Here is a 23,611-nt window from a genome sequence, read left to right on the forward strand (position 1 = left end):
AACTGCCTGAATTAACTGAGTGTGCTACGTCACTACGATGCAAAGACGTTCAGTAAATGTCTATGCTAAAAACCTCGCGGATTCCGCCACGAGAGCGTGTATAAAAGAGCGCAAATGTGCACCCGGTCTGCGCGTGGCGACGATACCAGGGCCGCTCGTCAACCCTCTGACACCGTGTAGACCTTGTGAATCACCCCGTTTTCGGTCCTGTGGGTCCGAAAGCCCCGCGCCTCGTAATAGGCAAGGCCCATCGGGTTGTCGTCGCGGATCGCAGCGTCGATCCGGTCAATGCCCACCTCCGAAGCAGCTTGCCGCGTGACCGCGAACAGCGCCGTGCCGACCCCGCTACGGCCAGCCTGCGGCGAGACATGCGTCCCGATGCTCCCCCAACCATCCGGTGTCCCATGGGGGTCAGCGGGACGCGCCCGGCGCAGCGACTGAAAGCCGAGGAGCGTCCCGGCATCGTCGAGCGCGACCGTGCAGGCGACGCGGTCAGGATGGGCGATATAGGTCGCGAGAACGAAGTCGGCATCGCTCGGACGCTCGCGCCCGTACGCGGCGATGATGGCGCGCAGAACCGCGCTCATCGCCTCCGCATCGCCAGTGACCGCAGGTCGTGTGCGCATTCCGCCAAGCCCTTCCCCTGCACGGTTCGTCATCACGCCACCCCCAACCGCCGCCGGACGATCTCGGCGTGGAAGCGCGCGCCGTGGATCAGGCCCGCATCGTTGAAGTCATAGCGCGGATTGTGCAGCGGTGCGCTGTCGCCATTGCCGACGAAGGAGAAGCAGCCCGGCACATGCGCCAGGAAGCGGGCGAAGTCCTCCGAGCCGGTGAAGGGCTCCAACACGACCGAGACGTTCTCGGCACCGAGCACTGCCTGCGCCGCCTCCAACGCCGCGTCGGTCTGGGCCGGCAGGTTCAGCAGCGGCACGAATTCGCGGGTGTAGATGACCGACTGCTCGACATTGTAGGCACGCGCGATGCCCTCAGCGATCACACGCATCTGCGCCTCGATATCGGCGCTCACTTCGGGATGGAAGCTGCGGGCATCGCCGAGGATGCGCGCCTGCCCGGGCAGGGCGTTGCGCGTCCCGTCGGTGATCAGCTCCGTCACCGAGACCACCGCAATCTGAGCCGGGCTGAGGCGCCGTGAGACGATGGTCTGCAGGCTGGTGACGAGGGCGCAGGCGGCGACGAGGGTCTCGTTGCCGACATGCGGGCGCGCGGCGTGACCGCCGATGCCGGTGAGGACGATCTCGAAATTGTCCTCGGCCGACATGATCGCGCCGGTCCGGGTCTGGAACGTGCCGACCGGCACCCCCGGCGCATTGTGCAGCCCGTAGATCTCCTCGAACGGGAAGCGCTCGAGCAAGCCGTCGTCGAGCATGGCGAGCGCGCCGCGCCCCCATTCCTCGGCCGGCTGGAAGACGAAGCGCACCGTGCCGTCGAAACCGCCCTCCTCCGCCAGCAGTTTGGCGGCCCCGAGCAGCATGGCTGTGTGCCCGTCATGGCCGCAGGCATGCATGACGCCGGGATTGATCGAGCGATAGGGCAGCTCGCCCTGCTCTGGAATGCGCAGCGCATCCATGTCAGCCCGCAGCGCGATTGCCCGGTTGCCACTGCCGCGCGTCAGCGTGCCGACGACGCCGGTTCCGCCGACGCGCTCAGTGACATCGTCGAGCCCGAATTCGCGCAGCTTGTTCGCGACGAAGGCGCTCGTTCGCGTTTCCTCGAAGCCGAACTCCGGATGGGCATGCAGGTCGCGCCGCCAGCCGGTCATCTCCTGCACGAGCCTGTCGAGATCGATCGTCATGAGGCCGTCCCCGCCTGCTGCATCCGGCCGGAACACTATGCCGAGGCCAGCGCAAGAGGCGCTGCAATTGCCCGGCCCGTTTGCAAGCTTGTTTCGCGGCACGGCCCGGACATCAGCGATTCAGCCGCACACTCCCGCTGATCGAGAGATCGTAGCCCCCGAATTCGTTCGCCCGCGCCGCCATGTCGGGGCGCCGCATCCAGGCGAGCAGCTTCTGCGTCGCCGGCTCGAAATAACTCCGCCGGCGCATCACCAGATCGACATGCTCCCAGACCAGTGGCAGGAACCGCAGGCTGAAAGCTGTGGCAATGGCGCGCGCGGCGACACCGCAATCGGCGCGTCCGGAACGGATCGCCAGCGCCAGATCCTGGCCGGTGGCGCAGACGCCGTCGGCGGTGATCATCCGGCCGGACGGAACGCCGGTCCGCTCCAGCAGGCTCAGCAGCAGCAATTGCGCCCCGGCCCCGCGCTGGCGCTGGGCGAAGCGTGCGCCCTTGGCGATCGCAGTGGCGAGCCCATCGATCCCGAGCGGATCGTCGGGCGCGACCAGGAGCCCCTGCTCACGCCGGGCGAAGTTGATCACCGCCGCATCGTGCAAAGACGGCTCGGCGTGGATTGCGGCGAGGTTGGCGGCGTCGTCATCCGGCGTCGCATGCAGATGCAATGCCGCGATGGCGACCTCGTTGCGGACGAGCCGGTCGAGCCCAGCCTGCGAGCCCTCGGCCAGCAGCGCCAGCCCGCAGCCGGATTCGCGGATGGCGAGCTCCAGCAGCGAATCCTGGCTGCCGCCGACGATCGGCGGCGGCGGAACCGCGTCGAACCCCGCCGGCCGCGACAGACCGGCCTCGAGCCAACGATCGAGCCCAGCGCGTGGGAACAGCCACTTGCCGGAAACCTTGGTGCAAGGCACCGCACCGTGCCCGACCAGCTCGTAGAGCTTGCGGTCCTTGAGACGCAGATAGCTGGCCGCTTCTTCAGTCGTTAGCCAGACCTGATCATGCATATCTTTGCGCCTGCCTGCATTTGTTACGGCATTGGCATTTGGTCGCATTGAACTCTACCAATTGCAAATGCTTGCAATCTCAAGGCAGGCGCGTGGGAGCAGGCTTTGGACGTCGGCGCCATCTTTCAGGCGGCTTTTGCCTTGGTGGTCGGGCTGGATCCCGGCTTTCTCGGCATCGTCTTCCTGTCGCTGCGCGTCACCCTGACCGCCGTGCTGATCGCGGCGCTGATCGGCCTGCCGCTCGGAGCGGCGCTGGCGCTGGCGCGCTTTCCCGGGCGCTCGGCCATCATCGTCTGCCTGAACGCGCTGATGGGGCTGCCGCCGGTCGTCGCCGGGCTCGCCGTCTTCCTGCTGCTCTCACGCTCCGGCCCGCTCGGACCGCTCAGCCTGCTGTTCACGCCGACCGCGATGATCATCGCGCAGGTGATCCTCGTGCTGCCGATCGTGATCGCGCTGACGCGGCAGGTGATCGAGGATCTCTGGAGCGAATACCGCGACCATCTCCGCTCGGTCGGGCTCGAAGGGCTACGCGCCATTCCGACCCTGCTCTTCGACGGACGCTTCGCGCTGGCGACGGCCTTGCTCGCCGGCTTCGGCCGGGCCAGCGCCGAGGTCGGCGCCGTCCTCATCGTCGGCGGCAACATCGCCGACTACACCCGCACCATGACCACGGCGATCACGCTGGAGACCTCGAAGGGCGACCTGCCGCTGGCGCTCGGCCTCGGCCTCGTGCTGCTCTCGCTGACGCTAGCCATCAACGCCATCGCCTTCGGCGCCAGCCGGATCGGCGCGCGCTATGCCGGTTGAGCCATCATGCTGAGCGTTACCTCGATCCTGCCGCTCACCGTCGAGGCCGCCGCCTTCTCCGGCGACGGCAAGCTCCTGGTCGAGCCCAACAGCTTCACCATCCCAGCCGGCGGGCTTACCGTGCTGCTCGGGCCGAACGGCGCCGGCAAGTCGCTGACCCTTCGCCTCTGCCACGGCCTGCTGACGCCGAGCCGCGGCGCCGTGCGCTGGGCCGCCGGAGCCGAGGGCCGCGCCAAACGGCATGCCATGGTCTTCCAGAAGCCGATCATGCTGCGCCGCTCGGTCGAGGCCAACATCACCCACGCCCTCGCCGCCGCCGGCGCGACCGGCCCCGAGCGCAAGGCGCGTGCAGCACAGGCGCTGCAACGCTTCGGCCTGGCGGAACGCGCCGCCCAGCCCGCCCGTCTGCTCTCCGGCGGCGAGCAGCAGCGCCTCGCCATCGCCCGCGCCTGGGCGCTGCGGCCGGAACTGCTCTTCCTGGATGAGCCGACCTCGCAGCTCGACCCCGCCGCGACCCGCCAGATCGAGGAACTGCTCTCCGACCTCGTCGCCGAGGGCATCACCGTGATGATGTCGACCCATGATCTCGGCCAGGCCCGCCGCCTCGCCGACCGCGTGCTCTTCCTGCATCGCGGCCGTCTGGTCGAGGACACGCCCGCCCAGGATTTCTTCGCTGGGCCGCAGTCGGCCGAGGCGCGCGCCTTCCTCGCCGGCGAACTGCTCTGGTGACCGACAAAGACGAACGACAGGAGAAACGCCCGATGACCGCCTTGACCCGCCGCTCCCTCCTTGCCGCCGGCCTGCTCCTCGGCCTGGCCGGCATCGCTCTCGCTCAGGCTCCCGCCGGCGAGCGCTTCATCACCGTGGCCTCGACGACCTCGACCCAGGATTCCGGCCTGTTCAATCACATCCTGCCACTGTTCAAGGCCAAGACCGGCATCGAGGTCCGCGTCATCTCGCAGGGCACCGGTCAGGCGCTCGACACAGGCCGGCGCGGCGATGCCGACGTCGTCTTCGTCCATGCCAAAGCGCAGGAGCTGAAATTCGTCGAGGAGGGCTTTTCGACCGAGCGCCGCCCGGTGATGTACAACGATTTCGTCCTGATCGGTCCGAAGAGCGATCCGGCCGGCGTCGCCGGCACCAAGGATATCGTCGCGGCACTGAAGAAGATCCAGGAGAAGGCCGCGCCCTTCGTCTCGCGTGGCGACAAATCCGGCACCCATGCCGCCGAGCTCAATCTCTGGAAGGTCGCGGGCATCGACATCGCCGCGCAGAAAGGTCCCTGGTACCGCGAGATCGGCCAGGGCATGGGCGCGGCGCTCAACACCTCCGGCGCGATGGGCGCCTATGTCCTCTCCGACCGCGCCACCTGGATCTCGTTCAAGAACCGCGGCGATCTCGTCATCTCCGTCGAGGGCGACAAGCGCCTGTTCAACCAGTACGGCGTGATGTCGGTGAACCCGGCCAAGCACCCGCATGTGAAGGTTGCCGACAGCAAGCTCTTCGCCGACTGGCTGACCAGCCCGGAAGGCCAGAAGGCGATCGCCGACTACAAGATCGACGGCCAGCAGCTCTTCTTCCCCAACGCCGGGCAGGCAGGAGCCTGAGATATGCGCAAGCTCGCTCTTGTCGCCCTCGTCAGCCTGTGGCCGGCGCTCGCGCCGGCGCAGCAGGGCGAAAAGCCGGTGCTGCTCCACGCCGCCGGCAGCCTGAAGAACGCGCTGACCGAGGTCGCCAAGGCCTTCGAAACCTCGGCGCGCATTCCGGTCACGACCAGCTTCCGCCCCTCCGGCCTGCTGCGCGAGGCCCTGACCAAGGGCGAACCGGCCGAGGTCTTCGCCTCGGCCAATATGGACCATCCGCTCGCGCTGGCGAAGGACGGCAAGGCCGGCCCGGTCGTGCTCTTTGTCCGCAACGAGACCTGCGCCTTCGCGCGTCCCGGGCTCGACGTGACCAGCAACACGCTGCTCACGCAGATGCTCGATCCCAAGCTCAGGCTCGGCACCTCGACGCCGAAGGCCGACCCGTCCGGCGACTACGCTTGGCAGGTCTTCGCCAAGGCCGAGGCGCTGAAGCCCGGCGCCAAGGCGGCGCTGGAGGCCAAGGCGCTGCAGCTCGTCGGCGGCCCGAACAGCGCCCCGACCCCGCCGGACCGCAACGGCACCGGTCATCTGCTGGCGACCGGCGCCGCCGACCTCTTCCTGGGCTATTGCACCAATGCCGACCCGATCGCCCGCGAGCAGCCGGGAATCCGCATGGTCAGGCTGCCGGAGAAGCTGCTGGTCGGCGCCGATTACGGGCTGACAGTGATGAACGGCGCCTCGCCGAATGCCCATCGGCTGGCGATGTTCATCCTCTCGCCGGAGGGACAGCGCATCCTCGCGCGGCACGGTTTCGTCGCGCCTGGCCTGCCACGCGAAGGTAAGTGATCTTGGTTGCTCCGGCCCCGGTGAGCCTGCACGCCGCCGGCAGCCTGCGCGCAGCCCTGCTCGACATCGCCGACGCCTTCCACAGCGAGACGGGTATCCCCGTCTCCGCACAATTCGGCGCCTCCGGCCTGCTCAGGGACCGGCTCATCAGGGGCGAGGCCGGCGAGGTCTTCGCCTCGGCCGATCTGGGACATCCGCAGGCACTGGCGCGCGCCGGACTTGCCGGCCCGGCCGTGCTCTTCGCCCGCAACGAGCTCTGCGCCTTTCTGCGCCCGGGGCTGGTAGCGACAAGCGCCAACCTGCTCGAACTGATGCTCGACCCCAAGGTCAAGCTCGGTACCTCGACACCGAAGGCCGATCCCTCCGGCGACTACGCCTTCGCCGTCTTCGCCAAGGCAGAGGCAGTGAGGCACGGCGCCAGGGCGGCGCTCGAAGCCAAGGCGCTGAAGCTCACCGGCGGGCCGGACTGCCTGCCGGCGCCGGAAGGCCTCAACGTCTACGGTCACAAGCTGGCGAGCGGCGAGGCCGACATCTTCCTGGCCTATTGCACGAACGCCCAGCCGCTTGCGAAGGAACAGCCAGGGATCGCGATGCTGCGCCTGCCGGATCAACTTGCCGTTGGTGCCGATTACGGCCTGACGGTGCTGAACACGGCCTCGTCGAACGGCTATCGCTTCGCCATGTTCATCCTGTCGCCGCAGGGGCAGGCGATTCTGGCGCGACATGGTTTCGCCGTGCCGGGTCTGCCGCGCGAGGGATAGCAGAGGGGCGACATCATGGATTGGCAAGCGACCCGGCCAGGCGAGACCGAAGCGCCCCTGCCCGAACGGACGGACGCCCGGCTCGTCTTCATCGGCCGTATCCGCACGCCCTTCGCGACGCGCGACGACTGCCCGCGTCAGGGCCGGCAGGACGGACCGATCTGCCGCGTCGAGATCGATCCGCATTGGCAGGCGGCGCTCAAGGGCCTCGAAGCCTTCGCCGAGCTCGACCTGCTCTACTGGATGCACGAGGCGCGGCGCGATCTGCTGACACAGACGCCACGCAGCGGCGGGACGCTCGGCACCTTCGCGCTGCGCTCGCCGGTCCGGCCGAACCCGATCGCGCTGTCGCGGGTGAAGCTCGAAGGCGTCGAAGGCAGCACCTTGCTGGTGCGTGGGCTCGACTGCCTCGACGGCACGCCGCTGCTCGACATCAAGCCGTTTCGCTGCAGTCATTCGCAACAGGCGACGGACACCTCCCATGTCGCATCCTGACCGTCGCGCCATCCTCGCCGGCCTCGGCGCGACGATTGCCGCCCCACGCCTTGTTCGCGCCGCGACCATCCGCGATGGCGCCGGTCGCGAGATTCCGGTTCCCAGCAAGGTCGAGCGCATCTTTCCGGCCGGCCCACCAGCCGCGATCCTGATCTATACGCTCGCGCCGGACCTGCTGCTCGGCTGGCCGCGCGCCAACCGGCCGGAGGAGCGCGAGTTCCTGCTGCCAGGGATCGGCGACCGGCCGGAGGTCGGCCGGATCACCGGGCGCGGCAACAGCGCCAATCTCGAAGCCGTGCTGCAGGCCAAGCCTGACCTCATCATCGATTCCGGCTCGACCGGCCGCACCTATGTCGAGCTTGCCGAGCGCGTGCAGCAGCAGACCGGCATCCCCTATGCCCTGCTCGACGGCCGCTTCGACCAGACACCGGCGAGCTATCGCATCCTCGGCCAGCTCACCGGCCGGGCGGAGCGCGCCGAGACGCTGGCGCGCTGGTGCGAGGACAGTTTTGCCACCATTCGAGGCCGCATGGCCGCGATCCCGGCCGAAAAGCGCCCGAGTGTCTACTATGCCCGCGGCCCACGCGGACTGGAGACCGGCCTCGGCGGCTCGATCAATGTCGAGACGCTGAGTTTCCTCGGAGCCCGCAACGCCGCCGCCGAACAGCAGGGCAGCGGTCTCGCCCAGGTCTCGCTCGAACAGGTGCTGGCCTGGAACCCCCACGTCATCGTCACCATCGACCTTGCCTTCGCCGAGAGCGTACGCAGCGATCCGAACTGGGCCGGGGTCAAGGCGGTTCGGGATGGCCGTGTGCATCTCTCGCCGAAATTGCCCTTCGGCTGGGTCGACTTCCCGCCCTCGGTCAACCGGGCGATCGGCCTGTGGTGGCTGGCCAAGCTGCTCTATCCCACGCAGTTCCCGGAGGACATCCGCAAGCTCGCTCGCGATTTCCACACGCTCTTCTACCAGGTGACGCCGAGCGAGGCGCAGCTCGACCGCGTGCTGGCGGGGCGCTGGTGAATTGATGATCGCCTTGCGGCCGACCGCCCGACTTGCTTCGCTGCCATTGCCATGACCTCCTCCCTGCGCGGCAATCTGATCGCCCTCCTCGTGCTGGCGCTTGCCGTGCTCGCGGCATTCGCGCTCGGGCGCTTTCCGGTCGCGCCCGGCGACCTCGGCCGTCTCATCTGGTCGCTAATCACCGGCGAGCCCTCCAGCGTCTCGGTCCAGATCGAAACCGTGGTCTGGAACATCCGCGGCCCGCGCATCCTCGCGGCGATCCTGTGTGGGGCGGCGCTCGCCATCGCCGGCTGCGCCTTCCAGGGCCTGTTCCGCAATCCGCTGGTCTCGCCCGACATCCTCGGGGCTTCCTCCGGCGCGGCGCTCGGCGCTGTCATCGGCATCTATCTCTCGCTCGGCCTGTTCGGCATCCAGCTCGCCGCCTTCGCCGGCGGGCTTGTCGCGGTCGGCGCGGTCTATGCCGTCGGCTCGACAATCCGGCGCGGCGATCCCGTGCTCGTGCTGGTCTTGACCGGCGTCGTCGTCGGCTCGCTGCTCGGCGCCGGCATCGGCCTGGTGAAGTACTGGGCCGACCCGTACAACCAGCTCCCGGCCATGACCTTCTGGCTGCTCGGCAGCCTCGCCGGCACGGCCAAGCCAGACCTCATCCCTTTGCTCGGCCCGGTGCTGATTGGCGCCGTCATCCTCTTGGCGCTGCGCTGGCGTATGAACGTGATGTCGCTGCCGGAGGAGGAGGCGCGCGCGCTCGGCCTCGCGACCGGCCCCTTGCGCCTCGCGATCGTCGCCGCCGCGACGCTGGTGACTGCGGCGAGCGTTGCGGCGGCCGGCATCATCGGCTGGGTCGGCCTCGTCGTGCCGCACCTCGCCCGTTTCCTCGTCGGGCCCGACTTCGGCCGGCTGCTGCCGACGGCGGCACTGCTCGGCGGCGGCTATCTCCTCGCCATCGACACGCTGGCGCGCACTGCCGCCCCGGTCGAGACGCCACTCGGCATCCTCACGGCCGTGATAGGCACACCCTTCTTCATCTGGCTGCTAGCCTCAGCGCGCGGAGGTTGGTCGTGAGCCTCGAAGCCACCGCCCTCGCCTATGGCTACCGCGAACGCGAGATCGGCCGCGACATCGCGCTCGACCTCGCCGGCGGCGAGGTTCTGGCCCTGCTAGGCCCGAACGGCCACGGCAAGACCACGCTGCTGAAGACCCTGCTCGGGCTGCTGCCAGCGAAGGGCGGCGCGCTCACGCTCGACGGAAAGCCGCTAGCGCAGCTTTCGATCGGAGAGCGCGCCCGTGCTCTCGCTTATGTGCCACAGGTCCATGCCGGCACCTTCGCCTTCTCGGTCAGCGAGGTCGTGCTGATGGGCCGCACCGCCCGGTCGAACCTGTTCGCCGCTCCCTCCGCGCATGATCGCGACATGGTGCAGGCGATGCTGGAACGGCTCGGCATCGAGCATCTGGCCGAGCGTCCCTACACCGAGATCTCCGGCGGCGAGCGCCAGCTCGTGATGATCGCCCGCGCTCTGGCGCAGGAACCGCGCTACGTCATCTTGGACGAGCCGACCGCGAGCCTCGACTTCGGCAACCAGGGCAAGGTGATGAGCCAGATCCGCCGCCTCGCCAGCGAAGGCCTCGGCGTACTCTTCACCACCCATGACCCCAACCAGGCGCTGCGCTATGCCGACCGGGCGCTGCTGCTGCGTGACGGCCGGGCGCTCGCCAGCGGCGAGGCCCTCGAGCTGCTGACGCCGGAGCGGCTTGCCGAGCTCTATGGCGTCGCGATCGAGACCGTCAGGGGGGACGGAAAGCTCGCCTTCCTGCCCGGCTGAGCAAGCTCGCGGCGAAGGTGCCGATCCCGTCACAATCTCCTGATCCCATTTACCTAGGGTCAGAACCTGGCATGTGATCGTCGCGTCGCCGGCGGGCCTGCCCGCTTTCGGCGATACGATCTGTCGGCCTTTGCGATGCCTTGGGGGATAGTGAATGCAGCGCATCATCGGAGCGGCGCTCCTGTTCGGCCTCGCCGCCATCTCCGGCATGTCGGGGGCAAGCGCCCAGCAGCCCAGCCAGGCAGCAATCGAAGCGCTGCTGCCGGAGTTCGAAAAGCAGGTCGCCGACGGCATGAAGGCCTTCTCGGTGCCGGGCGTCGCCGTCGGCATCATCCATGACGACAAGCTGATCTACACCAAGGGCTTCGGCGTCCGCGAACTCGGCAAGCCCGAGCAGGTGACGCCGGAAACGATGTTCCAGGTCGGCTCGACCACCAAGGCCTTCTTCGCCACCACTTTGGCGCAGGCGGTCGATGCCGGCCGGCTCGGCTGGAACGAGCCGGTCATCGACCATATCCCCGAGTTCCAGCTCGCCGACCCCTGGGTCACCCGCGATTTCCGCGTGCTCGACCTCGCCGCCCAGCGCTCCGGCCTGACGGCCTATGTCAACGACGCGCTCACCATGCTCGGCTACGACAAGCAGACGCTGATCCGCTCGCTGCGCGTCGCGCCGCAGCTCGGCCTGTTCCGTTCCGATTTCCGCTATCTCAACATCCCACACATTGTCGGCGGCGAGATCGTCGCCAAGGTCAATGGCACGCCATCCTGGACCGACTCGCTGCAGAAGAGCCTGCTGACCCCGCTCGGCATGAACGCAACGACCGCCACGGCCGAAGCGATTACCGCAGCACCCAACCATGCGCTGGGCCACCGTCTCGCCGACAAGCCCGTGGCCGTGCCCTTCCACCCCTCCTTCCCCTATGCGATGGGCCCGGCCGGAGCGCTCAACTCGAACATCCCGGACATGGCCAAATGGCTGCGCCTGCAGCTCGGCCGCGGCCAGTTCGAGGGCAAGGTCCTGGTTTCCGAGGACAATCTCGACGTCACCTGGACGCCGCGCGTCGCCATGAACGAGCGCACCTCCTATGCCGTCGGCTGGGTCGCCACCGCGACGCCGCGCGGCCGGATCATCTGGCACAATGGCGGCACCGCCGGCTTCGGCGCCCATGCCGGCTTCCTGCCTGATGGCAAGACCGGCATCGTCATCCTGACCAATATCGAGAACGGCGGCATGCCGGATTCGCTGGCGATGTGGTTCTACGATCGCGTGCTCGGCAATCCCGCCGTCGACAATATCGCGCTCGCCGCCGCCGCCACGAAGAAGCGCCGCGAGGCGGCACAGGCCGAGGCCGCCGGCTTCGTACCCGGCCCGCTGTCGCCGCTCGCCGCGGGCTTTGCCGGCAGCTATGCCTCGCCGATCCTGGGTGACGCCACCGTGGCGCTGGCAGACGGCAAGCTCGGCCTGACGCTGGAGAAGACCGAGGCGCAGCTCCTGCTTGAGCCGAACAAGGACGATCCCTTCCTGTTCCAGGCACGGCTGGCGCCGATCGGCGCTTTCGTCGCGCCCGCCGCGATGTCCGGCGGCGAACCCTTCGTCCAGCTGCGCTTCGAGACCGACGCCGCTGGCAAGATCACCCAGATGCGCTGGCTCAGCCCCGAGCTGCCGCATTCCTTCGCGCGTTCGGCGCAGTGAAGAGGGGAGCATCATCATGACGATCCGACCCGTTCTCCTGTCGTTTGCCGCCGCTCTCGCTATCAGCTCCAACGCCTCTGCCGCGCCAGTTTTCGCGCCTCTGCCCGGGACTGTCGCCTCGCTGCCGGTCGAGCCCGCCCGCTCGGCCCTGCGCAAATTCTTCGACGCCCTCGGCGACGACGACGTCCACGACGACCATTACGACTGGAACGACTATCGCGACGCGACCTCGCGCAAGGACCGCATCCGAGACTGGCAGCGCATGCAGCTCGACGCGCAAAGGGATTACTGGCGCCAGCAGAAGAGCATGCAGAAGCAGGCGATCAAGGCCCAGCGGGGCTGGTAGATCGCTGGCGCCACGGCCGCCACGTCAGGGATTGGCAGGAAACCGCCCCACCCCCCTTACCTTTCCCCCTCAGGCTGTTGCATAGTCGCCCAGACGTGGCGTCATGACGCCGCAGGATGGGGAATGGACATGAAGACGATCACTTTCGCCGCGGCGCTGCTCGCCGCCGGCACCCTCGCTGCTTCCGCGCAGCAGCTCGCGCCCAGCCCGACGCTCGATGCCATCAAGGCCCGCGGCCACCTCGAATGCGGCGTGCACCTCGGCCTGCCGGGCTTCTCCTTCGCCAACGACAAGGGCGAATGGACCGGCCTCGACGTCGACTATTGCCGCGCCCTCGCCGCCGCCGTGCTCGGCGACGCCACCAAGGTGAAGTACACCCCGACTTCGGTGCAGCAGCGCTGGCCGATCCTGCAATCGGGCCAGGTCGACGTGCTCTCGCGCAACTCGACCATCACCTTCTCGCGCAACGCCACGCTCGGCCTCAATTTCCAGGGCATCAACTTCTACGAGGGCCAGACCTTCATCGTCCGCAAGAAGGCCAACGTGAAGTCGGCCGAGGATCTCGATGGCGCCTCGGTCTGCGTCGCCGCCGGCTCGACCGAGGAGAAGAACGCCGCCGACTGGTTCCGCGAGCGCAACCTCAAGGTCACCATCACCAATTTCCAGAAGAACGACGACGCCATCACCGCCTATGACAGCGGCCGCTGCGACGCCTACACCGCCGGCGTCGGCGCCCTCGCCGGCCAGCGCGCCAAGCTCAAGGTTCCGGACGACCACGTCATCCTGACCAAGCCGATCTCCAACGATCCGCAGGGCCCGGTGACCCGCTATGGCGACGAGCGCTGGCAGCTGATCGTGCGCTGGGTATTGAACGGCACCATCGCCGCCGAGATGCTCGGCGTCACCTCCAAGAACGTCGACGAGATGAAGGCGAGCTCGAAGAACACCGAGGTCCGTCGCCTGCTCGGCGCCGAGGGCGGCTTCGGCGCGATGATGGGCCTGCCCGACGACTGGATGTACAAGGCGATCAAGCAGGTCGGGAACTATGGCGAGAGCTATGAGCGCACCGTCGGCATGGGCTCGCCGCTGAAGCTCGAGCGCGGCCAGAACCAGCTCTGGACCAAGGGCGGCCTGCTCTTCACCCCGCCGTTCCAGTGAGAGCGGCGATCGTTCTCGCCTGACGCGGGTCGTCCCGGACAAGCCGCGTCAGCGGCACCGATCCGGGACCCATGCCTGAACTGTTCCGGCATGGGTCCCGGGTCTCCCTTCGGTCGCCCGGGACGACCGATCTCTCTTCATCGAGCCAGAAGGGCGCTGCGATCGTGGCCAAAGCCCTCGCCTTCATCAACGACAAGCGCGTCCGCGACGTCTTCTACCAGGCGGCGCTGCTGATCGGCCTCGTGGCGCTGCTGGTCTATTTCATCCGCAACGCCTCGCAGAACATGGTCCAGGCCGGCATCGCCTCGGGCTTCGACTTCCTCTGGCGCACCTCGGGCATCGAGGTGCCCTTCGTCCTGACCAACTACACCCAATCCGACAACATCCTCTCGCTGTTCTGGGCCGGCGTCGCCAACACGATGCTGGTGACGGTGATCGCGCTGGTGCTGTCGACGGCCCTCGGCTTCCTGATCGGCATCGCCCGGCTCTCCTCGATCTGGCTGGTCCAGGCCATCGCCGGCGCCTATGTCGAGTTCGTCCGCAACATCCCGCTGCTGTTCTTCGTGCTGTTCTGGTATTTCGGCGTCATCGCCGCCCTGCCGGCGCCGCGCGAGAGCCTTTCGGTCTTCGGCGTCGCCTTCCTCAACAATCGCGGCCTGACCATCCCGCTGCCCGACGCCGGCGCGAACTTCAAATATGCGTTCATCGCAATCGCGATCTCCTGCCTGCTGCACTGGCTCTTCCTGCGCTGGGCCAAGAGGCGCAAGGAACAGACCGGCCGTGACGCCCCCGTGCTGCGCGTCGGTCTCGTGCTGCTGCTGCTCGTGCCTGTGCTGGCTCTGGCCTGGGCGACACTGGCGACGCGCTGGGACATTCCCGTCCTGCGCGGCTTCAACTATCGCGGCGGCTTCGTCGTCATCCCGGAATTCGTCGCGCTGCTGGCGGCCTTGGTCACCTACACCGCCGGCTTCATCGCCGAGATCGTGCGCGGCGGCATCCAGTCGGTGCCGCATGGCCAGATCGAGGCGTCCAGCGCTCTTGGTCTGAAAGGCGGCCAGACGCTTCGCCTCGTCACCATCCCGCAGGCGCTGCGGGTGATGACGCCGCCGATGACCAACCAGTACCTCAACGTGCTGAAGAACTCGTCCTTCGGCGCCGCCATCGCCTATCCCGACGTGGTCAGCCTGTTCATGGGCTCGGCGCTCAACAACACCGGCCAGGCGATCGAGATCATCGCCATGACGCTCGCAGTCTATCTCGTCATCGGCCTTGCCGTCTCGGCCTTCATGAACTGGTACAATGCCCGCATCGCGCTGGTGACCCGATGAGCGCCGCCGCCTCCCTCCCGACCAGTTGGCGCGAGCGCCTGTTCGGCACCCCGACCGTCACCGTGGTGACGCTGCTGCTCGCAGCGCTGATCGCCTGGATCGCCGTTCCGATCATCCGCTGGGCCCTGATCGATGCGACCTGGAGCGGCCAGACCCGCAATGACTGCACCGGCACCGGCGCCTGCTGGGTCTTCGTCAAGGCCCGCTTCGGCCAGTTCATGTACGGGTTCTATCCTCTGGAGGAACGCTGGCGGCCGAACCTCGCCGGCATCCTCTTCGCGCTCTCCGGCGCGGCGATCGTCTTTGCCCCGAAGCGGCTGAAGCTCCATCTCGGCCTCGCCGCACTGGTCATCCTGCCGCCGCTCGGCGTCTGGCTGCTCGGCGGCGGCTTCGGCCTGCGTGCGATCGAGACGCGCGAATGGGGCGGGCTGATGCTGACCGTCTTCATCTCGATCTATGCCAGCCTGATCGCGATCCCGCTCGGCATCCTGCTCGCGCTCGGCCGCCAATCCGAGCTCAAGGTGGTCAAGCTGATATCGGTGCTGTTCATCGAGTTCTGGCGCGGCGTGCCGATTATCGCCGTGATCTTCTTGGCCTCGCTGCTGCTGCCGCTGATCATGCCGGCCGGCATCGGCGTCGATCGGCTGGCCCGCGCCGTGATCGGCCTCGGCTTCTGCATCGCCGCCTACATGGCCGAAGCCGTGCGCGGCGGCCTGCAAGCGCTGCCGAAAGGCCAGCGCGAAGCGGCGACCGCGCTCGGCCTCAGCTACTGGAAGGCGACCTGGTTCATCATCCTGCCGCAGGCGCTGCGCATCTCGCTGCCGGCGATCACCAACGAGTTCATCGCGCTGGTCAAGAACACCACGCTCGTGCTCGTCGTCTCGATCCTCGACCTGCTCGGCATCGCCCAAGCCTCGCTCGCCGATCCCAACTGGGTCGGCATGAACATGGAGGCCTATGTCTTCTCTGGCGGAATCTACTGGCTGATCTGCTTCGCGCTCTCGCGCTGGAGCAAGAGCCTGGAGACGAAGCGAGGGCGGTAGGGCCTTGATCGGTCCCGGAGGGTTCACCGTCCGGGCCTGACCCTGTACAACCCGGGCCATGCAAGAGATCGCCGGCCTCGCCCGCCTCTTCCTCCGGCTCTGGCGCCAGGCCTGGCCCGTCCTCCTGTTGCTCGCGACGCTGGGCTCCATCGCCAACGAGCTTTTGCTGCCGCTGGCCGTGAAGCTCGGCTATCTCAACAGCCTTGCGGGCTTTGCCGTGCTCGCGCTGCTGGTTCTCGCCAAGCTCGTCGTCACCGTGCTGATGTTCGCCGCCCTGCGGCCCCATCTGCCGGCGGTCTCTGCCCTGCAGATCGCCGGCGCGAGCCCGCACTCCGATGTGCCGCAGCCGGCGGGCGCGCGCGCCCTGGCCGGGCTGGTCGCGCTCGTACTCGTCCCGTTCTTCGCCTACTACGCCGCCTGGGGGTTTCTTGGCGACACCGTCCGCGACTACTCGGTCAGGGCGCTCTCCGAGGCCGGCCTCGGAGAGCGCTTCAAGGCGCTCGAGGTGCCACTGACGCTCTGGCTCGCGCTCGCCATCGGCTTGGCCTGGCTGATCAGAAAGCTCGCCAAGGCCGCCCAGGCCCGCCGGCCGTCGCCTTCCTGGCAATTCCTGGTGATCGCCTGCGACGCCAACTGGATTTTCGTCGGCCTCTACGCCCTGTCGCGGTGGAAGGACACGGTCTGGACCTGGCTCAAGACCGCCGGCCTCCCCTATCTCAGGCTCATCCATGACTGGACGCTCTCGCTGATCGGCAAGGCCCACGCGGCGATGCCGGAAGCGATCGACCTTGCCGAGCCGCCCTTGAGCACCAGCCTGCAGAGCCTCTTCCTCTACGCGCTGTTGCCGCTGGTCTGGCTGCTGATGGCTGCGACGATCTATGGCTACGACGCCAAGGACCCATCCGCCCTCGCCCGCGACCGGCGCGCCGCCGCCGCGCTGGCGCGCTGGCAGGCGGCTCCGAAGTTCGCCCGAGACTTCGCCGAGCATTTCATCGGCGGCTATCGCTCGCGCTATCTGCCGGTCGCGAACAGTGTCCGCCTCGCCTTCGGCGCCAGTCTGTCGGTGCTGATCGCGCTCGTCGTCGGCTACCGTCTGATCGGCTTCGCCGCCGCCTGGCTCTGGATCGGCCTGACCCGCCTGATCGGCCCGCTCGACCTCGATAGCTGGCAAGTGATCGCCAACGCCATCGCCTTCGTGCTCGGCGGCCCCAGCGAAATCCGCGGCGGCATCCTGGTCGAGAGCCTGCGCATCTGCCTGCTCGCGGCGGTGATGGAGACCGCCGTCGCCGCGCAGAGCCGCGGCAACGCTAGCCAGGAACCTCAAAGCGCAGATAGCTCGGCCGTCCGGCCGGCAGGCTGAGCACCGGCCTGACCTGACCGTCCATCCCGGCCGGCAGCACGAAGCCCTCGCTGATCCTGAGTGTCGCGCCCGCCTGCGGCTTGCTCGCCAGCGCTTGGGTGCAGGTTGGAATGGTCTGGCCGCGGCGCTCGGGCAGGCGGTTGACCTCGCTCGGCGTCAGGAATTGCGGCGACCAGCGCCGCCCGTCCGATGCCTCCAGCACCAGCCGGCAGGGCAGCACGGCGAAGGCTTCGGGATCGCGCACCACCGCCTCCATGTCGAGCAGCATGACGGCCCGGCCATCCGAGCGCTCGCCGATGCGGCGCAGGCCGGTCAGCTTCCACTCGGCGCCACCGAGGCTCGCTATGGTGCCGACGGAAACCTGCCGCGCGAAGAGCTCGCGCGACCGCCACCACTCCCAGGCATTCTCGCAGGACTGCAGGAAGAGTCCAAGCGCCAGCGCCGCCGGCAGGAGCCACAGGCTGAAGCGTCGCATCCGCGCCGCGCTGGGTGCGATGACAGCCTCACTCATAGGCGAGCTCGCCGAGGTCGAGCAGTGGCGCGGGCGTGTCGAACGTCGCCGGCAAGGCGATCTGGGCTTGCGTATCCAGCCGCGGCCAGCGGGAGCTGGCGACGAGCAGCGTCGCACCCGCCACCGCCTCGCGCGGCACTTCGAAGATGAAGAGACCGCGCTGCGGCAAACCGGGTTCGAGCCGGTCGGTACCGAGCTGACGCGGCGCCCCCTGAAAGCGCGGGCTCGCGACGAAACGAGCTCCCTGCGCACTCTGCCAGATCGAGCTGCCGACGTTCACTGACGCGCGCTGCGCATCGAGCCGTGCGATCACCAGCGCGAAGACGCCGCCGCTGTTGCGCTCGACCTCGCGGCCATAGGCCTTGAAGCGCAATTTCTCGGCGAGCAGCACCTTGTCGGCCCGTACAGCGAAGGTTCGGCCGGCCAGCGTCTCGCCGAGATCGCCCTTGAGCGGAATCGGCCCGGTGATCTCGGCATAGCCCGGCGTGTAGCGCTGCATGCCGACCAGCAGGATCGCAGCAAGCGCCAACGCGCCGAGCTTTGCGAAAACGCTCACGGCTTCACCTCGCCGCGGGTGACCGGCAGGGTCGCAGCCGCGATCAGCTTGCGATTGAACCAGCCCGGCGCGGCGAGCAGGTTGTCGCGCGGCTTGAAGGTCTCTCCCGCCACGACGAGCCGCAACCGCTCCGGTGGCTTTGCACCGGGTGCCAGCCGCCAGATCACCCGCACGCGCTCGGGCAGGCCGGGCTGCAAGGCGCTCAACATCGCCTTGTCGCGCATCAGCCAGAAGGTCGGATTGGGCTGCAGGCCATCGACCGGCGGGTCAACGGTGAGGATGCGCGCGAAGGTATTGTCTGTTTCCGAGCTGCGATTGGCGATGTCGAGATCGAGCGCCAGGAACTGCGCGCCATCGGGCGCAGGCGGTCCGTCCGGCCGTGACTGCGGCGTCAGCCTGGCCTCATGCAGCGCGATGCGCCAGCGGCCTGCATCGAGCGGCGCGCCGGCGGCGAGCGCCGGCAGCACCGGCGGCTCCAGCGCCTCGAGCAGGCTCTGGCCGGAGGTGATGGCGAGCGCCAGCAATCCGCCGATGCCGATGGTGAGCTTCGAGCTGACGGCCTGGCGCAAGCCCGCCAGCCAGGAGACAATCATGCGCGCCAAAATTCCCTCGCGCCCCCGGCGCCGCAAGATAGTCGGCGCGGCCGCGAGTGCAACCCGCGGTATCAGCCTTTCATGTAGTCATGGATCTTGCGGCCGAAGGGCAGGGTCAGGTCGGCGATGAAATGATGCGCTCCGAGCACTTTGCGCACCGGCAGATCGGCGACCGGCGCGTTGACATGCGGGATCAGGTGCAGCCGGCCGGGGCCGATCCAGGAGCCCTTCACCGTGATGTCGGTGAGGTTGAGCGCGACGAGCTGGCAGATCTCCGGCTCGCCGTCGACGCCGGGGATGATCTTCAGGTTGACCTGCGTCTTGGTCAGCATCGCCGTGGTCTTCACCCCGTTGCCGGCCAGGCTCTCATGCTTGTAGCCCATTGTGCCCATGGCAACCTGCTGGCCGGCATATTCGAGCGTGCCGGTCAGCGTGTCCTTGACCACTTCGAGCTTGGGGTGGGCGTATTTCTTCGGGAAGCCCCAGATCTCGCGGCCGGCCGAGATCGGCGGCTCGAGGTCGAGATACATCTGCGAGACGAAGCTGACCTCCTCCTCGCCGAACAGGCAGGGGATGACGATACCGGTCTCGGTATAGGTGCCGAAGCCGGAGGAATCCGGCATCTTGATCCACTCGTAACTGACGATCGGCTGGGCGATCGGCATCAGCGGCTCGGGCAGATGATGGCGGATCAGCTCCGGATCGGTCTCGTAGCTGATCACCATGTATTCGCGGTTGATGAAGCGGTACGGCCCGGCCGGATAGCTCGGTCCGGCGAGCGGCATCGAGGGCAGGTCGAGAATGTCTTTGCGGTTCATGGTCGTGCCCTCACTGCGCGGTCCAGCCGCCATCGACCGGCAGGATGACGCCGGTGATCGACTTTGCCGCATCGGAAGCCAGGAAGACAGCGAGCGCCGCCACCTCCTCGCTGGTGACGAACTGCTTGGTCGGCTGGGCGTGCAGCAGGACATCGTTGATGACCTGCTCCTTGGTGAGATTGCGCGCCGCCATGGTCTCGGGGATCTGCTTCTCGACCAAAGGCGTCCAGACATAGCCGGGGCAGATCGCGTTGGCGGTGACGCCGAAGGTCGCCGCCTCCAGCGCGACCGTCTTGGTCAGGCCGGCGATGCCGTGCTTGGCCGCGACATAGGCGCTCTTGAACGGCGAGGCGACCAGCGCATGGGCAGAAGCCGTGTTGATGATCCGGCCCCATTTGCGCTGCTTCATGCCCGGCAACGCGGCACGGATCGCATGGAAGGCAGCCGAGAGATTGATCGCGATGATCCCATCCCATTTCTCGACCGGGAACTCCTCGACCGGCGAGACGAACTGGATGCCGGCATTGTTGACGAGGATGTCGACGCCGCCGAATTCGGCTTCCGCCTCGGTGATCATCGCAGCGATCGCGCCGCCATGGGCCATGTCGGCCGGCGAATAGCGCGCCTTCACCCCGAAATCGGCCTCGATGCCGGCGCGCTCCTGTTCGATCGCCTCTGGCGAGCCGAAGCCATTGATGACGATGTTGGCGCCCTCGGCCGCATAGGCGCGGGCGATCGCGAGCCCGATACCGGAGGTCGAGCCGGTGACAACGGCGGTCTTGCCCTTGAGCATGCGTGATCTCCCAGCTCGCGAGAACGCGACGCTCTGCTTGCGTCGCAAGGTCCGTGCCGCTGAGGTGGAAGAGCAAGCTGACGGGGCGATGAAGCTTGTCTGACGGGTCGGTGACACCGATATTCGATCCTGCCCGCGTCACATGCCTGTCACCGCCTGCCCCTCAGACATGGGCAAATCCAGCTCTCCCTGATGACCGAGCGAACGGAATCCGCGCCATGAACGCCCCTGTTGCGCCGTCCTCCACTGACCGCTATCTCGGCTGGCGTCCCGAGCGCTGCGACCGCGTCGCGCTCGTGCTTCAGGGCGGCGGCGCGCTCGGCGCTTATCAGGCCGGGGTCTATCAGGCGCTGCACGAGGCCGACATCGCGCCAGACTGGGTCTCGGGCGTCTCGATCGGCGCGATCAACTCGGCGATCATCGCCGGCAATCCGCGCGAGCGCCGGATCGAGCGGCTCGAAGCGTTCTGGGACCGCATCACCGACCGCAAGGTCTGGTGGTTCACGCCCGAGGGCGACATCTTCCGCCAGGCACGCAATGCGACCTCGTCCTTCCTGACCACGGTGCTCGGCCAGCCCGGCTTCTTCGAGCCACGGCGGACCAATGCCTGGCTGGCGCCGGCCGGTGCCAGCGACGCGACCAGCTTCTACGACACCTCGCCGCTACGCCAGACCTTGCTCGAGCTGGTCGATTTCGACCTGATCAATAGCAAGCGCACCCACTTCTCGGTCGGCGCCGTCAACGCGCTTTCGGGCAATTTCGTCTATTTCGACAACACGTTGGAAGAGATCACACCCGAGCACGTCATGGCCTCGGGCGCGCTGCCGCCGGCCTTCCCGACCGTGCAGATCGGCACCGAGCACTACTGGGATGGCGGCATCGTCTCGAACACACCGCTGTCGCATCTGCTCGCCCAGGACGACACGCTGAACTCGCTGATCTTCCAGGTCGACCTGTTCTCGTCGCGCGGGCCGATGCCGCGGACGATGCAGGACGTGATGGGCCGGCACAAGGACATCATGTATTCCTCGCGCACCCGCATGGTCACCGACCTGTTCCAGACCCTGCAGGGCTGGAAGAAGAAGACCCACGAGGCCCTCAGCCACATCCCCGAGGACGCGCTGAACGAGGAGGATCGCAAGCTCCGCGACGAGCTCGCCTTGATCCCCGAGCACACCATCCTGCAGCTGATCTACCAGCAGAAGACCTATGAGAGCCACGCCAAAGACCACGAGTTCTCACGCACCTCGATGAAGGATCACTGGCATTCCGGCTATGAGGACACCAAGCAGACGCTGACCCGCAAGGACTGGCTGGTGATCCCGCCGGACGGCGCCGGCATCTGGACCCACGACGTCCATCGCGATTTCGAGCGGCGCTGAGCCTCAGCGCCGTCAGCGTTCCTGCGGCGGCACATTGCGAAGCAATTCGGTGCGCTCGCGCCGCTGCGCCTCCGTCCATTGCGAATGATGGCGCTTCGTGCCGGCGGGGCGGTTCGCCAGGCCGAGGCCGAGCCCGCCCCAGTCGCCGACCGGCCGGATCGGCCGCTGCACGAAGCCGCCGCCGCAGCTCGGACAGACGTTTTCGAGCGTCTTCTCGGCGCATTCCGCGCAATAGGTGCATTCATAGCTGCAGATGCGCGCCGCCAGCGTGTCCGGCGGCAGGTCGCGATCGCAGAGTTCGCAGTTCGGCCGCAGCTCCAGCATGGCGTCTTTTCTCCCGTTGTGGGGACTGGATGCCATGAGCTGGCGGTGTCATAAATGACAAGATGACCTCGTTTCCTGCCATGGCTGCCACGACGCCGATCCGCGTCACCATCCTGCTCTTCCCGCGTACCAAGCTGCTCGACGTCAGCGGCCCGTTGCAGGTCTTCAACGACGCGAAGCGCCCCGACGGCAGCGCCGTCTACGAGATCACCCTGACCTCCGAGCATGGCGGCCCGGTCGAAACCGATGCCGGCGTGCCGCTGCCGAGCATCACCCTCGTCGAGGCTGCAACTCGGCCGATCGATACCTTGCTGGTCTCGGGCGGCCATTCGGCGCTGGAGGCCGCCGGCTCTGTCGCGCTGCTCGCTTTCCTGCGCGAGCAGAGCGATAGGGTCCGCCGCCTCGGCTCGATCTGCCTCGGCGCCTTCATCCTCGCTGCCGCCGGCCTGCTCGACGGCTGCGAGGCGACGACGCATTGGGAATACACCGAGCGCCTCGGCGCGGCCCACCCGGCAACCACCGTCAAACCGGATGCGATCTTCGTCAGCAATGGCCGGATCTGGACCTCGGCCGGCGTCTCCACCGGCATCGACATGGCCCTCGCCATGGTCGAGGAGGATCTCGGGCGCAAGGCTGCCCTCGATCTGGCGCGCGACCTCGTCCTCTACCTCAAGCGCCCCGGCGGCCAGGCGCAGTTCAGCGGCGAGCTGCAGCGCCAGTCGCGCGACGCCGCCGGCCGCTTCGAAGCTTTGCATGCTCATATGCGCGAGCACGCCGCCGGCGATCTCTCGGTGCCCGAACTCGCCCGCGTCATGGCGATGAGCCCACGCCATTTCGCCAGGGTCTATGCGCAGGAGACCGGCGTCAGCCCTGCCAAGGCAGTCGAGGCGGTCAGGCTCGATCTCGCCCGCGACCTGCTCGAAGAAACCGATATCGGCATCCAGCAGATCGCGGTCCGCGCCGGCTTCGGTGATGACGAACGCCTGCGCCGTGCCTTCCTGCGCCGCTATGGCGTCGCGCCAGGCGAGTACCGGGCGCGCTTCGGGAATGATCGAGCCGGTTAGCTTCGGCCGAGTTCAACCGGCACCGAGTAGGAGCGCTTCACGCGACCGAGCGCGAAACTCGATTCGATCGACGCGACATTGTCGAGACGCGTCAGCTTGTCCTTGAGGAAGCGCTCATAGGCGGCGAGGTCGCTGACGATGATGCGCAGGAGATAGTCGCGCTGCCCGGTCATCAGATAGCAGTCGGCGACCTCGGGCCAGCGCGACACCGCTGCGGCGAAGCGGTCGAGCTCCTCCTCGCGCTGGCGCTCCAGCTTGATCGAGGCGAACACCGAGACGGGCAGTCCGAGCTTCTCCTGGTTCACGATGGCGACATAGCCTTCGATGATCCCGGCCTCCTCCAGCAGGCGCACCCGGCGCGCGCAGGGGCTGGGCGAGAGCCCGACCTTGCCGGCCAGCTCCTGCACGCTGATGCGCCCGTCCGCCTGCAGGGCCTGGACGATGCGGCGGTCGATCTCGTCGAGCTTGAACTCTGGCATTTTCCCTCGCC

27 protein-coding genes are annotated in these 23,611 nt (G+C 67.8%); 17 read left to right on the forward strand and 10 right to left on the reverse strand.

Translation table 11 applies throughout. The annotated features are described in order from the left end of the window. Positions 1-158 precede the first annotated feature (158 nt). The 3 genes from ACQKLX_RS23960 to ACQKLX_RS23970 all read right to left on the reverse strand — a co-directional run bounded on the left by ACQKLX_RS23960 (position 159) and on the right by ACQKLX_RS23970 (position 2,819). On the reverse strand, positions 159-659 hold the full coding sequence (locus tag ACQKLX_RS23960) for a GNAT family N-acetyltransferase (protein ID WP_427364065.1): 501 nt from the start codon (positions 657-659) through the stop codon (positions 159-161). Then, positions 659-1,816, reverse strand: coding sequence for a M20 aminoacylase family protein (locus tag ACQKLX_RS23965; protein WP_427364066.1), 1,158 nt, complete (start codon positions 1,814-1,816; stop codon positions 659-661). The genes ACQKLX_RS23960 and ACQKLX_RS23965 overlap by 1 nt, the downstream gene beginning before the upstream one ends. A gap of 112 nt (positions 1,817-1,928) precedes the next feature. Further along, the gene (locus ACQKLX_RS23970; RefSeq protein ID WP_427364067.1) at positions 1,929-2,819 is read right to left on the reverse strand and encodes a substrate-binding domain-containing protein; all 891 of its coding nucleotides are present in this window, start codon (positions 2,817-2,819) and stop codon (positions 1,929-1,931) included. Positions 2,820-2,924: 105 nt separating this feature from the next. On the opposite strand from ACQKLX_RS23970, the gene ACQKLX_RS23975 reads away from it, so the two are divergent. The 15 genes from ACQKLX_RS23975 to ACQKLX_RS24045 all read left to right on the forward strand — a co-directional run bounded on the left by ACQKLX_RS23975 (position 2,925) and on the right by ACQKLX_RS24045 (position 17,080). Further along, the gene (locus ACQKLX_RS23975; RefSeq protein WP_427364068.1) at positions 2,925-3,626 is read left to right on the forward strand and encodes an ABC transporter permease; all 702 of its coding nucleotides are present in this window, start codon (positions 2,925-2,927) and stop codon (positions 3,624-3,626) included. 6 nt (positions 3,627-3,632) lie between these two features. Beyond that, positions 3,633-4,355: an ATP-binding cassette domain-containing protein gene (locus tag ACQKLX_RS23980; protein WP_427364069.1), complete on the forward strand. Its 723-nt coding sequence runs from the start codon at positions 3,633-3,635 to the stop codon at positions 4,353-4,355. A 32-nt stretch (positions 4,356-4,387) separates the two neighbouring features. After that, the gene (locus ACQKLX_RS23985; RefSeq protein WP_427364070.1) at positions 4,388-5,233 is read left to right on the forward strand and encodes an ABC transporter substrate-binding protein; all 846 of its coding nucleotides are present in this window, start codon (positions 4,388-4,390) and stop codon (positions 5,231-5,233) included. Positions 5,234-5,236: 3 nt separating this feature from the next. Continuing rightward, entirely contained in the window at positions 5,237-6,055 is an 819-nt protein-coding gene (locus ACQKLX_RS23990; RefSeq protein WP_427364071.1) for a molybdate ABC transporter substrate-binding protein, read from the forward strand. A 2-nt stretch (positions 6,056-6,057) separates the two neighbouring features. Continuing rightward, positions 6,058-6,816 (forward strand): molybdate ABC transporter substrate-binding protein, encoded by a 759-nt coding sequence (locus ACQKLX_RS23995; RefSeq protein WP_427364072.1) that lies wholly within the window; start codon positions 6,058-6,060, stop codon positions 6,814-6,816. Between the two features lie 15 nt (positions 6,817-6,831). Further along, positions 6,832-7,311 (forward strand): tRNA (N6-threonylcarbamoyladenosine(37)-N6)-methyltransferase TrmO, encoded by a 480-nt coding sequence (tsaA, locus tag ACQKLX_RS24000; RefSeq protein ID WP_427364073.1) that lies wholly within the window; start codon positions 6,832-6,834, stop codon positions 7,309-7,311. Further along, the gene (locus ACQKLX_RS24005; protein WP_427364074.1) at positions 7,298-8,332 is read left to right on the forward strand and encodes an iron ABC transporter substrate-binding protein; all 1,035 of its coding nucleotides are present in this window, start codon (positions 7,298-7,300) and stop codon (positions 8,330-8,332) included. The genes tsaA and ACQKLX_RS24005 overlap by 14 nt, the downstream gene beginning before the upstream one ends. 51 nt (positions 8,333-8,383) lie before the next feature. After that, positions 8,384-9,394, forward strand: coding sequence for a FecCD family ABC transporter permease (locus ACQKLX_RS24010; RefSeq protein ID WP_427364075.1), 1,011 nt, complete (start codon positions 8,384-8,386; stop codon positions 9,392-9,394). Further along, complete coding sequence (locus ACQKLX_RS24015; RefSeq protein ID WP_427364076.1) at positions 9,391-10,152, forward strand: ABC transporter ATP-binding protein; 762 nt, start codon at positions 9,391-9,393, stop codon at positions 10,150-10,152. Before ACQKLX_RS24010 ends, ACQKLX_RS24015 begins: the two co-directional genes overlap by 4 nt. Before the next feature lie 154 nt (positions 10,153-10,306). Further along, positions 10,307-11,845, forward strand: a complete 1,539-nt coding sequence (locus tag ACQKLX_RS24020) for a serine hydrolase (RefSeq protein ID WP_427364077.1) — start codon at positions 10,307-10,309, stop codon at positions 11,843-11,845. Positions 11,846-11,861: 16 nt separating this feature from the next. Next, positions 11,862-12,191, forward strand: coding sequence for a hypothetical protein (locus tag ACQKLX_RS24025; RefSeq protein WP_427364078.1), 330 nt, complete (start codon positions 11,862-11,864; stop codon positions 12,189-12,191). Positions 12,192-12,320: 129 nt separating this feature from the next. Then, on the forward strand, positions 12,321-13,349 hold the full coding sequence (locus ACQKLX_RS24030) for an amino acid ABC transporter substrate-binding protein (protein ID WP_427364079.1): 1,029 nt from the start codon (positions 12,321-12,323) through the stop codon (positions 13,347-13,349). 164 nt (positions 13,350-13,513) lie between these two features. Further along, positions 13,514-14,677 (forward strand): amino acid ABC transporter permease, encoded by a 1,164-nt coding sequence (locus ACQKLX_RS24035; protein ID WP_427364080.1) that lies wholly within the window; start codon positions 13,514-13,516, stop codon positions 14,675-14,677. Beyond that, entirely contained in the window at positions 14,674-15,720 is a 1,047-nt protein-coding gene (locus ACQKLX_RS24040; RefSeq protein ID WP_427364081.1) for an amino acid ABC transporter permease, read from the forward strand. Before ACQKLX_RS24035 ends, ACQKLX_RS24040 begins: the two co-directional genes overlap by 4 nt. Positions 15,721-15,778: 58 nt before the next feature. Continuing rightward, complete coding sequence (locus ACQKLX_RS24045) at positions 15,779-17,080, forward strand: hypothetical protein (RefSeq protein ID WP_427364082.1); 1,302 nt, start codon at positions 15,779-15,781, stop codon at positions 17,078-17,080. Here the strand turns inward: ACQKLX_RS24045 and ACQKLX_RS24050 are convergent. From ACQKLX_RS24050 to ACQKLX_RS24070, 5 genes are all read right to left on the reverse strand, one after another. Then, positions 17,028-17,591 carry a hypothetical protein gene (locus ACQKLX_RS24050; RefSeq protein ID WP_427364083.1) on the reverse strand — a complete coding sequence of 188 codons (564 nt, stop codon included), beginning with the start codon at positions 17,589-17,591 and terminating at the stop codon, positions 17,028-17,030. The genes ACQKLX_RS24045 and ACQKLX_RS24050 overlap by 53 nt on opposite strands. Further along, on the reverse strand, positions 17,584-18,147 hold the full coding sequence (locus tag ACQKLX_RS24055) for a hypothetical protein (RefSeq protein WP_427364084.1): 564 nt from the start codon (positions 18,145-18,147) through the stop codon (positions 17,584-17,586). The genes ACQKLX_RS24050 and ACQKLX_RS24055 overlap by 8 nt, the downstream gene beginning before the upstream one ends. After that, positions 18,144-18,740, reverse strand: coding sequence for a hypothetical protein (locus tag ACQKLX_RS24060; RefSeq protein WP_427364085.1), 597 nt, complete (start codon positions 18,738-18,740; stop codon positions 18,144-18,146). The genes ACQKLX_RS24055 and ACQKLX_RS24060 overlap by 4 nt, the downstream gene beginning before the upstream one ends. Positions 18,741-18,811: 71 nt before the next feature. Further along, the gene (locus ACQKLX_RS24065) at positions 18,812-19,558 is read right to left on the reverse strand and encodes an acetoacetate decarboxylase (protein WP_427364086.1); all 747 of its coding nucleotides are present in this window, start codon (positions 19,556-19,558) and stop codon (positions 18,812-18,814) included. A 10-nt stretch (positions 19,559-19,568) separates the two neighbouring features. Next, positions 19,569-20,351, reverse strand: a complete 783-nt coding sequence (locus tag ACQKLX_RS24070; protein WP_427364087.1) for a 3-hydroxybutyrate dehydrogenase — start codon at positions 20,349-20,351, stop codon at positions 19,569-19,571. Positions 20,352-20,569: 218 nt separating this feature from the next. Between ACQKLX_RS24070 and ACQKLX_RS24075 the strand changes: the two genes are divergently transcribed. Further along, a complete protein-coding gene (locus ACQKLX_RS24075; RefSeq protein ID WP_427364088.1) occupies positions 20,570-21,733 on the forward strand; it encodes a patatin-like phospholipase family protein in 1,164 nt (387 codons plus the stop codon). Positions 21,734-21,745: 12 nt separating this feature from the next. Here the strand turns inward: ACQKLX_RS24075 and ACQKLX_RS24080 are convergent, their stop codons facing one another. Next, a complete protein-coding gene (locus ACQKLX_RS24080; RefSeq protein ID WP_427364089.1) occupies positions 21,746-22,057 on the reverse strand; it encodes a DUF1272 domain-containing protein in 312 nt (103 codons plus the stop codon). A 62-nt stretch (positions 22,058-22,119) separates the two neighbouring features. Here ACQKLX_RS24080 and ACQKLX_RS24085 point away from each other — a divergent pair, with 62 nt between their 5' ends. Next, positions 22,120-23,121, forward strand: coding sequence for a GlxA family transcriptional regulator (locus tag ACQKLX_RS24085; RefSeq protein ID WP_427364090.1), 1,002 nt, complete (start codon positions 22,120-22,122; stop codon positions 23,119-23,121). Here ACQKLX_RS24085 and ACQKLX_RS24090 read toward each other — a convergent pair. After that, complete coding sequence (locus ACQKLX_RS24090; protein ID WP_137884354.1) at positions 23,118-23,600, reverse strand: Lrp/AsnC family transcriptional regulator; 483 nt, start codon at positions 23,598-23,600, stop codon at positions 23,118-23,120. The genes ACQKLX_RS24085 and ACQKLX_RS24090 overlap by 4 nt on opposite strands. Positions 23,601-23,611: the final 11 nt, after the last annotated feature.

The sequence above is a fragment of the Allobosea sp. NPDC003192 genome, from assembly GCF_050275675.1.
Taxonomy (GTDB): Bacteria; Pseudomonadota; Alphaproteobacteria; order Rhizobiales; family Beijerinckiaceae; genus Allobosea.

Coding starts and splice junctions, on each gene's coding strand:
- ACQKLX_RS23960 (WP_427364065.1), bottom strand. CDS start 659: ATGACGAACCGTGCAGGGGAAGGGCTTGGCGGAATGCGCACACGACCT.
- ACQKLX_RS23965 (WP_427364066.1), bottom strand. CDS start 1,816: ATGACGATCGATCTCGACAGGCTCGTGCAGGAGATGACCGGCTGGCGG.
- ACQKLX_RS23970 (WP_427364067.1), bottom strand. CDS start 2,819: ATGCATGATCAGGTCTGGCTAACGACTGAAGAAGCGGCCAGCTATCTG.
- ACQKLX_RS23980 (WP_427364069.1), top strand. CDS start 3,633: ATGCTGAGCGTTACCTCGATCCTGCCGCTCACCGTCGAGGCCGCCGCC.
- ACQKLX_RS23985 (WP_427364070.1), top strand. CDS start 4,388: ATGACCGCCTTGACCCGCCGCTCCCTCCTTGCCGCCGGCCTGCTCCTC.
- ACQKLX_RS23990 (WP_427364071.1), top strand. CDS start 5,237: ATGCGCAAGCTCGCTCTTGTCGCCCTCGTCAGCCTGTGGCCGGCGCTC.
- tsaA (WP_427364073.1), top strand. CDS start 6,832: ATGGATTGGCAAGCGACCCGGCCAGGCGAGACCGAAGCGCCCCTGCCC.
- ACQKLX_RS24005 (WP_427364074.1), top strand. CDS start 7,298: ATGTCGCATCCTGACCGTCGCGCCATCCTCGCCGGCCTCGGCGCGACG.
- ACQKLX_RS24010 (WP_427364075.1), top strand. CDS start 8,384: ATGACCTCCTCCCTGCGCGGCAATCTGATCGCCCTCCTCGTGCTGGCG.
- ACQKLX_RS24020 (WP_427364077.1), top strand. CDS start 10,307: ATGCAGCGCATCATCGGAGCGGCGCTCCTGTTCGGCCTCGCCGCCATC.
- ACQKLX_RS24025 (WP_427364078.1), top strand. CDS start 11,862: ATGACGATCCGACCCGTTCTCCTGTCGTTTGCCGCCGCTCTCGCTATC.
- ACQKLX_RS24030 (WP_427364079.1), top strand. CDS start 12,321: ATGAAGACGATCACTTTCGCCGCGGCGCTGCTCGCCGCCGGCACCCTC.
- ACQKLX_RS24040 (WP_427364081.1), top strand. CDS start 14,674: ATGAGCGCCGCCGCCTCCCTCCCGACCAGTTGGCGCGAGCGCCTGTTC.
- ACQKLX_RS24045 (WP_427364082.1), top strand. CDS start 15,779: ATGCAAGAGATCGCCGGCCTCGCCCGCCTCTTCCTCCGGCTCTGGCGC.
- ACQKLX_RS24050 (WP_427364083.1), bottom strand. CDS start 17,591: ATGAGTGAGGCTGTCATCGCACCCAGCGCGGCGCGGATGCGACGCTTC.
- ACQKLX_RS24060 (WP_427364085.1), bottom strand. CDS start 18,740: ATGATTGTCTCCTGGCTGGCGGGCTTGCGCCAGGCCGTCAGCTCGAAG.
- ACQKLX_RS24065 (WP_427364086.1), bottom strand. CDS start 19,558: ATGAACCGCAAAGACATTCTCGACCTGCCCTCGATGCCGCTCGCCGGA.
- ACQKLX_RS24070 (WP_427364087.1), bottom strand. CDS start 20,351: ATGCTCAAGGGCAAGACCGCCGTTGTCACCGGCTCGACCTCCGGTATC.
- ACQKLX_RS24075 (WP_427364088.1), top strand. CDS start 20,570: ATGAACGCCCCTGTTGCGCCGTCCTCCACTGACCGCTATCTCGGCTGG.
- ACQKLX_RS24080 (WP_427364089.1), bottom strand. CDS start 22,057: ATGCTGGAGCTGCGGCCGAACTGCGAACTCTGCGATCGCGACCTGCCG.
- ACQKLX_RS24085 (WP_427364090.1), top strand. CDS start 22,120: ATGACCTCGTTTCCTGCCATGGCTGCCACGACGCCGATCCGCGTCACC.
- ACQKLX_RS24090 (WP_137884354.1), bottom strand. CDS start 23,600: ATGCCAGAGTTCAAGCTCGACGAGATCGACCGCCGCATCGTCCAGGCC.